Origin of the sequence: Pedobacter agri PB92 (assembly GCF_000258495.1) — a bacterium.
GTDB classification, from domain to species: domain Bacteria; phylum Bacteroidota; class Bacteroidia; order Sphingobacteriales; family Sphingobacteriaceae; genus Pedobacter; species Pedobacter agri.
This window is the reverse complement of the sequence record NZ_AJLG01000207.1, coordinates 1-7838: the sequence shown is the minus strand read 5'-3', so window position 1 is coordinate 7838 and position 7838 is coordinate 1. Positions and strand designations below refer to the sequence as shown.

Sequence of the window (7838 nt, the reverse complement as noted above, 5' to 3'; positions counted from 1 at the left end):
AGTTTTGGAGATACCAAATATAAACCTAGATTAAATGAACAAAAAAAGAAGATACATTTCATTGTTATTACTAATCGGATTAACTACCGTGGATCAGCTCAAGGCTCAATCCTTAAAAAAAGTAATTGATAAAGCTTTTGAACACGCACAGCAACAAAGTTTGTTAATGGCGAAGAAATACGAAAATCAACCAGGCAGATTGCCAAAATCTTTTGAAGGCAACAAAGACACTTCATCAGACTCCAGGTGGTGGTGCAGTGGATTTTTTCCGGGTTCGCTTTGGTATTTGTACGAAAATAATAAAAATCAGGAAGTCCTTAATTATGCTAAAATGTATACTGATAGGGTAGAACGAGAAAAATATACCACTGATAATCACGACGTAGGTTTTATGTTGTATTGCAGTTTTGGAAACGGCTTGCGACTGACCGGCGAGGAACGTTATAAAGAAGTACTATTGACCGGAGCAAAGTCGTTAGCTACCCGCTTTGACCCCAAAGTAGGTTTGATCCGTTCTTGGGATCATAACACTAACGTTTGGCAATACCCTGTGATTATTGATAACCTGATGAATTTGGAACTGATGTTGTGGGCCGCGACTTATTCCAAAAATGAAAACTTCAGGGAAATCGCGATTTCGCATGCGGATAATACCATGATCCACCATTTCAGGCCTGATTTTAGTTCGTACCACGTGGTTTCTTACGATAAAAAAACAGGTTTGCCGCATAAAAAACAGACCCATCAAGGTGCTGCAGATAATTCGGCATGGAGCCGCGGACAATCATGGGGTTTATATGGTTATACCTACCTTTACAGAGAAACTAAAGACAAACGCTATCTGGAACAAGCAAAAAACATCGCTAATTTCTTAATCAATCATCCACAAATGCCCAAAGATTTTATTCCCTATTGGGATTATGATGCACCTCAAATTCCGAATACAACGCGTGATGCATCTGCGGCAACTGTTATGGCTTCAGCATTGATAGAGCTTAGCGATTTTGTTGATGCAGATTTAAAAAAGAGATACATGAAAGTAGTCGATACCCAAATTAGAACCTTAGCTTCGGATGAGTATACTGCTAAATTAGGCGATAATGGAGATTTCATCTTGAAACACAGTACAGGCGCTTTCCCTTTTAAATCAGAAATTGATGCGCCTTTAACCTATGCGGATTATTATTATTTGGAAGCATTATCAAGATTGAAGAAAAGGCTTTAAATAATAGTACAAACACGGTATTCTTTCGTTCAAATTTTTAAACTTTACAAATACACCAATGTCAATCTTTAAGAAAGCATTATTCACGATCTGCTTTTCATTTTGCGGTATCCACTTTTTATCTGCAAAGCTAAATGTTAAGGCCGTGGATATTTATATCAGTCCGAATAATTATAAGTCTGGTACTCAATCAGAACGTATCCAGAGGGCCATCAAAGATGCCAAGAAAACCACGGGAAAAGTAGTAATTCCAAGATTTGATGCCATTACCAAAATGGATGTTTGGTTAATTGATCAGGCAATCTTGCTGCCTGGTGATTTCGAACTGGAACTTAATAACTGTAAAATCAAACTATCAGATAAATGCCGAGATAATTTTATCCGTTCTGCCAATTCAGGTTTAGGAGTTAAGGATATTGCTCCGTTAAAAAATATCAAAGTGGTCGGTGTCGGTAATGTTTTGTTGGAAGGTGCCAGCAATCCGCGTGCTACAGGAGATCACAATAAGACGTTGTCATTAAATCCAGTTGGCTTTGGCCAATCTTTTGGCACTGATGCAGGCAAACCAAACGAGAACCAAAAAGGTGGATGGAGAAATCATGCGATCATTTTAGCATACGTGGATGGTTTCCAGATCAGTGGCATAACTTTAAAAGATTACCACGGTCACGGTTTGGTCATGGAGCGCAGTACTAATGGTGTGGTCAAAGATATTACTTTCGATGTGCGACAAGCTGTCAATGTTGCCGGAATAAAAAAACAAATCCTTAACCAGGACGGAATGGGTGTACGCTTTGGCTGTAAAAACATCATCATCTCTAATATTAAAGGAAAAAGTGGTGACGATTTTATTAATATCGGTTTGACAGATACGGGTATAGAAGCCGGAAAAGAAAATGTGAATGTGGTAAGTGGTTCCGTTTATGCTGGCGAGAAAGATAATATATCTAATATCTACCTTCAAAACTGGCAGGATTTCTATTCACTTTCACATCGGGCCATTCGCATTATGCCTGTTGGTAGATTAAGGATCAGGAATGTATTTATCGAAAACATGATTATCAGCCCTTTGTCTAAAAAAGGATTGGAAGCTGAATTTGCGGAGAACATCAAAGGCCTATTTGTTAGAAACCTGGTAAGTAATCATCAGCTAAAGGCTAAAGGAATAACCGAAGCTTGCTTTAGAGATATTTTTTATATCGGAGAGGGTGATGCGATAGATGTCCAGCAAAGCAATATGGTGGTGGTGGATAATGTAAAGAATGTTAAACCTTAATTGATCTCCAATCCTTTCTTAAAAGCAAGCATCTGCAGAGAACTTTAGCACATTAAACAAATCAACATTTAATAATGAGTAAAAACAACAAATCAAATATAGTCGATAGGTTGATAAGCAATTATTTGTCGGCCCAATTTTTTATTATTACCCTTTTACTGTTCACTACAACGCTTCATGTTTTTGGTCAACAAAAACCGCTGCGGTTATTTCTAATCGGTAATAGTTTCTCTCAAAATGCAAGTAAATTTTTACCGGAAATTAGCGAGTCAGGCGGACATCAGTTAGTTATCGGCCGAGCTGAATTGCCTGGTTGCGAGTTAAAAAGACATTGGGAATCTGTGGTTACTAACGATCAGGATGCATCCAACCCAAAGGGAAGACCATATGGAGGGAAGTCGCTGCGAGAATTGTTAGAATCTGGCAATTGGGATGTTGTTACCATCCAGCAGTATTCATTGTTATCAGGCGATTCAAATACGTATCAGCCATATGCGCAAAATCTTTATAAATTGATCAAGCAGTTACAGCCCCATGCTGAAGTAGTGATTCACCAAACATGGGCTTACCGGGCAGATGCGAAAAATTTTGGTAAGATAGCAGGGGAGGAAAGAGCAAAAGATCAAAACGAGATGTGGATGAAATCAAGAGCGGCCTATCATCATTTGGCGCAAACATTGAAATTGAGAATTGTACCGGTTGGTGATGCAATTCAGCGTGTTAATACAAATCCTAAATGGGGGTTCAAAATAGACACCACTTTTAACTATGAATCAGCTGAGTATCCAAATTTACCCAATCAAACACATTCGCTCAACGTAGGTTATCATTACGATAAAAATAAAAAGTTAACTTTCGATCCCAATCATGCAAATGATGCTGGGTGCTATTTAACAGGATTGGTTTGGTATCAATTTTTGTTTGATGGTGATCCCAATAAAATAAAATTTTTACCTCAAGGTATCGATAAAGAATTTGCTAAAGTTTTGAAAACTGCAGCAAAAAATTAGTCAAGACTTCTTCTAAAAAAACAAAATAATCAATTTCTATCATAATATATCGTTTAATTACAGCAACATGCGAGGCGACGAGAGCAGATCAAGTTACTTTAATCCGCTCTTGTCATGTGTTATGCCTAGTAATCAGTTTTAGGATATAAATCCGAACGCAAATTGTAGTAGGAGTGCTAGCGATTGGCCTCGGTGTTATTGGCGACTGCGAATCCGAAGGTAGCTGACGCCATATGGGTTACTAACACGAAAAATTTAAGCCGAATTGATGTGGATGATGTTGCGTAACAATTAAAAACTCTATATTACACGGAATATTATTAGGTAGATACTTGAACCGCATCCATGGAATACGGATCGACTTAACTCGAGAAATCTGCCTATAATCTGCCGATAGACGTGCGATTGGATTAGAAGAAACAGTTGGTGTCGTAACGTCGGTATAACACTGGGAGAAGTCATAACTAATTGCAAGCGAGAATATTACTGATCCAAGATCTGTATATGAAGAGGCTGCTTTAATCAAGTTTCTTGAGCCAGATGACGATCGAGAGGAATTTTTTTATTTGCTGTTTATAACGTCAAACATAGAATTAGTGTCAACTTAAAGGATGTATTTAGAAAGATGAGTGAGGAAGTGCCCAAGGATAGTCTATTGGGGATCAAGGGAGAAGGCCTTCATACATCTATGGTCGTTTTGAAGATACAGATAATTGGTTTGACTATACTATAAGTATCAAAGCAATATGGACTAAAAGACATCGGTTTACTATTTCAGAAGATTAGGTAATTATGCTTTTCACGCGATGCAAGTTGATAAGGCATCTTAGAAAATTTCTTATAAAGAGTTACTAAATTAACTCATCTGAAACAGAAGAAATCCTTTAATCTTACCCTTCCTTAATTAACCTTGTTGTATTTGTATCATTGAACGCTGGAAATATAAGCTGCAATGTTTGCTATTAGTCATAGTCTAAATAAGTTTATAAAGGTGTTGAAGTTATCAACTGATCGTTAAGGGAGATGCTAATGTCTACAAACAGTGTAAAAGAGAGTTATGACGTCACACTAAAACCAGACTAAAGGAAAAAATATTGGATGATAAAATAAGGCGGTTTAAGACATCCATCTCAAACCACCTACATTCATTAATTAAACTTACCGCTCATGAAGGCGGTAGAATAATAACCACCTGAGATAAAATCTTGTTTGTAACAAAAAAAAGGCTATCTCCCGACAGCCTAAATTATTATAAACCAAACAAACAAATTCTTTAGGAAAGGGCTCCCAAGATATTGCAAGCCCTTTTTTGATCGGTCAACTAACCAAAGTTTATGATCATATTTTTCATAGTTAATCGTATAAACCGGAATGCTATGCTTTTGTTTAGAAAATTATTTCTTTTTTCGGGAACCGGACACTTGCGACTTAATTTCGGAGATTTTTTGTTTTCTGAACTTTCGGACGATAGTTGATGGTTGAGGGGAGATTTCGTTAGGAGTGGTCAACTCACTTCGGCATTTAGGGTCATAAGCTAAAATAATGATTCATCCAGATTTATCGTCGCAGCGTGGGTTCAATGGGTTATGGCTTATTGACTACACGACAAGTTTTAATTCTTCACCCATTATCCGTCATTTGTCCACCTTTCTCCGTCTTGTGTTGTGGTTAAGTCTCTATTTTGCGCTTATCTTTGAACTTGAAACTAATCAGGGACCAATGGCCAGAAAGAAACTAAATTTATTTGAGTTACGCTCGCATCCTTACGGATTAGTAATATCACCCATGCTAAAGAATTTCGATAGCCATGAGGATAAGGATAAGGCTTTCTCTGTTCATCGGCACGATTCATACTGCTTGTTCTTTCTAAGATCTGGAGAAATCAAGATGATGGTTGAGGAAGGGGAAATTAATATGGGCGGGCTGTCTATGCTGGTTATTCAGCCCGGTCAGGTCCATAAATGTTTGCGCTACAAGGAAATTTCTGGTTGGGTTTTGTTTTTTGATGGCGGAAATCTGGATAGCAGTATACGTGGGGTATTGGAACAGTCCATCGAGAAAATTTTAATGTTCAAAGATCAGGGTAATGCGCTGGTATTTTGCGATGAGTTACTGTTGACAATTTTTAACGGTGTGCAGGACAAATCGCCAGGACGATTTCGAATACAAATGCTCCATGCGCTGGTCAATGCGCTTTTTTACCAGATCGCTAATATGCAGCCTTTGCTAAAGTCGTCGGCGGTTAGCCGGGGATTACGATCGGTCCAGATTGTTCAGCACTTCAAGGATCTTATTAAGGTAGAGTTCAAAACATTTAAGAGACCATCTGAATATGCGGGGCTACTCCACATTTCATTATCTCACCTCAATGATACGGTTAAACGGCTCACCGGATATTCTGCAACTCATCTTATACAGCAGGAAATTATTGCGGAGGCACAAAGGCTACTCAGGTATACTGATAAAACGGGAAGGGAAATCGCTTGTGATCTGGGTTATGCTGATGATAAATATTTTATCCGCTTATTTACAAAAGTCATCGGGCAGTCGCCTTCCAAATTTAGAAAAATAAAGTGTGCAGAAAGTCATCAGATAGAAGCTGACACATCACCTGATATCATTATGGGTAACTTATAGGAAAATCATGAAAGAAAAAAAGATTCTGATAACAGGAGCCAGTATCGCAGGGCCTACTTTAGCTTACTGGCTCAACCATTACGGGTTTGAAGTTACCCTTGTTGAACGTGCTCCCGGGCTTAGGTTGGGTGGACAAAATATAGATGTCAAAGGACCTGCACAGCATGTTTCCCATAAGATGGGTATTGAAGAAATAATCCGGTCAAAAAATACGACCGAAACCGGATTACGGTTCGTAAATGTTGAGAACAAAACAATAGCTGAATTTCCAAAGGAAAGTGCTTTGAGTATGACTCAGGAATTGGAAATTCTACGCGGTGATCTGGTACAAATCCTTTACGACCTGACCAAAGATAGTGTGGAATATCGGTTTGACGAACATATCACTGCACTGACTCAAACCAATGAAGGTGTCGATGTTGCTTTTTCCAGCGGTGAGGCTGAAAGATTTGATTTGGTGGTTTCAGCAGAGGGTATAGGTTCTCATACCAGAAAGCTTGTATTTGAAAACGAAGCAAAATTCAATTATCTGGGATTGTATACGGCTTATCTCACCGTCGCAAAATCAGACACTGATAGTGACTGGGCGAGATGGTGCAATACCAAAGGTGGAATAGTTTTTTTGATCCGTCCAGATAACTACGGTTCTGCCAGGGCCTCTATTACTTTTACAGCTGAAGAGGATGAATACAAAGGTTTGTCCCTTGAACAGCAAAAAGCCGCTTTGATAAAGCGGATAAAAGGTTGTGGCTGGGAATCGGAGCGTCTGATTAAAGAAATAGATCAAACGAAAGATTTATATTTTGACAGGGTTAGCCAGGTAAACTTGCCACGGTGGAGCGAGGGTAGAGTGGCAATTGTGGGGGATGCGGCTTATTGTGCAACGCCAATTGCGGGAAAAGGAACTGATTTGTCGATGGCCGGAGCGTATATTTTAGCTGGGGAACTTTTTTGTGCAAAGACCTATCAGGATGGATTTGCCGCATATGAAAGAAAAATGCGGCCCTATGTTCAAAGCTGTCAGAAGTTGCCTCCTGGAATACCTAAGCTAGTTTATCCTCAGTCAAAGATCGGTGTTAAGATATTAAATTCAGTGGTTTCTTTGATTGCTAGCCGCCCGGTTAAATGGTTAATGGGGCTCTTTGGAGGTGAAAAAAAGGCGGTTAAAGAAGAAATCTACCTTGCTGATTATGGAAATGAATTTGCTGCAGAACTTAAGAATTGGTAAAACGAATAATTCAAAAGAATGTAGTACAGGTAGTGAGAACAGCCGTGCAATCAAAATCATCTGGATAATAGGGAGATTTTGAAAAGCTGTGGCAAACCGATTAAGCTGAACCCCGTTTTACCATTTTTTTACTCTTTGTCAATTTATTGATAAATAACGTATGATTGTGAAAGTCGTTTTTGGTGAGAAGAGATCATTCGTTACGAGTTAATCCAGGGATGCTATTAAATCACCATAATGAGTGAGAGGTCTTGCTTTGAACAATATTCAGCGATGCTCAAAGACTTGATGGTTCTGATAGAAAGTTTTCCGAAGCGAGCCCTAGTGGTCCGATCGAAGTTGACATTTTCGAGGCCAATATGGAAGCATTTAATCCGGTGAATTTTTTGCGTCAGGATTCAGGTAAAATGTGCCTGTCTGTAGGTTATTCATCCCAAGGACGACCTCGTTGCCTAGGTTTTC

5 protein-coding genes are annotated in these 7838 nt (G+C 38.8%); all 5 read left to right on the top strand.

The genetic code is table 11. The features are described 5' to 3' along the window. The first annotated feature begins 34 nt into the window (after nucleotides 1-34). The 5 genes from ON09_RS20955 to ON09_RS20935 all read left to right on the top strand — a co-directional run bounded on the left by ON09_RS20955 (nucleotide 35) and on the right by ON09_RS20935 (nucleotide 7376). Complete coding sequence (locus tag ON09_RS20955) at nucleotides 35-1225, top strand: glycoside hydrolase family 88 protein (protein WP_010603029.1); 1191 nt, start codon at nucleotides 35-37, stop codon at nucleotides 1223-1225. A 58-nt stretch (nucleotides 1226-1283) separates the two neighbouring features. Then, nucleotides 1284-2501: a glycosyl hydrolase family 28 protein gene (locus ON09_RS20950; RefSeq protein ID WP_010603028.1), complete on the top strand. Its 1218-nt coding sequence runs from the start codon at nucleotides 1284-1286 to the stop codon at nucleotides 2499-2501. 74 nt (nucleotides 2502-2575) lie between these two features. Continuing rightward, nucleotides 2576-3511 carry a DUF4886 domain-containing protein gene (locus ON09_RS20945; RefSeq protein ID WP_010603027.1) on the top strand — a complete coding sequence of 312 codons (936 nt, stop codon included), beginning with the start codon at nucleotides 2576-2578 and terminating at the stop codon, nucleotides 3509-3511. A gap of 1542 nt (nucleotides 3512-5053) precedes the next feature. Beyond that, nucleotides 5054-6148 carry an AraC family transcriptional regulator gene (locus ON09_RS24530; protein WP_010603026.1) on the top strand — a complete coding sequence of 365 codons (1095 nt, stop codon included), beginning with the start codon at nucleotides 5054-5056 and terminating at the stop codon, nucleotides 6146-6148. Between the two features lie 7 nt (nucleotides 6149-6155). Continuing rightward, nucleotides 6156-7376 (top strand): FAD-dependent monooxygenase, encoded by a 1221-nt coding sequence (locus tag ON09_RS20935; RefSeq protein ID WP_010603025.1) that lies wholly within the window; start codon nucleotides 6156-6158, stop codon nucleotides 7374-7376. The last annotated feature ends 462 nt before the right edge of the window (nucleotides 7377-7838 follow it).

Bases quoted from the DNA above. Each gene is read 5' to 3' on its own strand.
- ON09_RS20935 (WP_010603025.1), top strand. From the start codon at position 6,156: ATGAAAGAAAAAAAGATTCTGATAACAGGAGCCAGTATCGCAGGGCCT.
- ON09_RS20955 (WP_010603029.1), top strand. From the start codon at position 35: ATGAACAAAAAAAGAAGATACATTTCATTGTTATTACTAATCGGATTA.
- ON09_RS20945 (WP_010603027.1), top strand. From the start codon at position 2,576: ATGAGTAAAAACAACAAATCAAATATAGTCGATAGGTTGATAAGCAAT.
- ON09_RS20950 (WP_010603028.1), top strand. From the start codon at position 1,284: ATGTCAATCTTTAAGAAAGCATTATTCACGATCTGCTTTTCATTTTGC.
- ON09_RS24530 (WP_010603026.1), top strand. From the start codon at position 5,054: ATGATTCATCCAGATTTATCGTCGCAGCGTGGGTTCAATGGGTTATGG.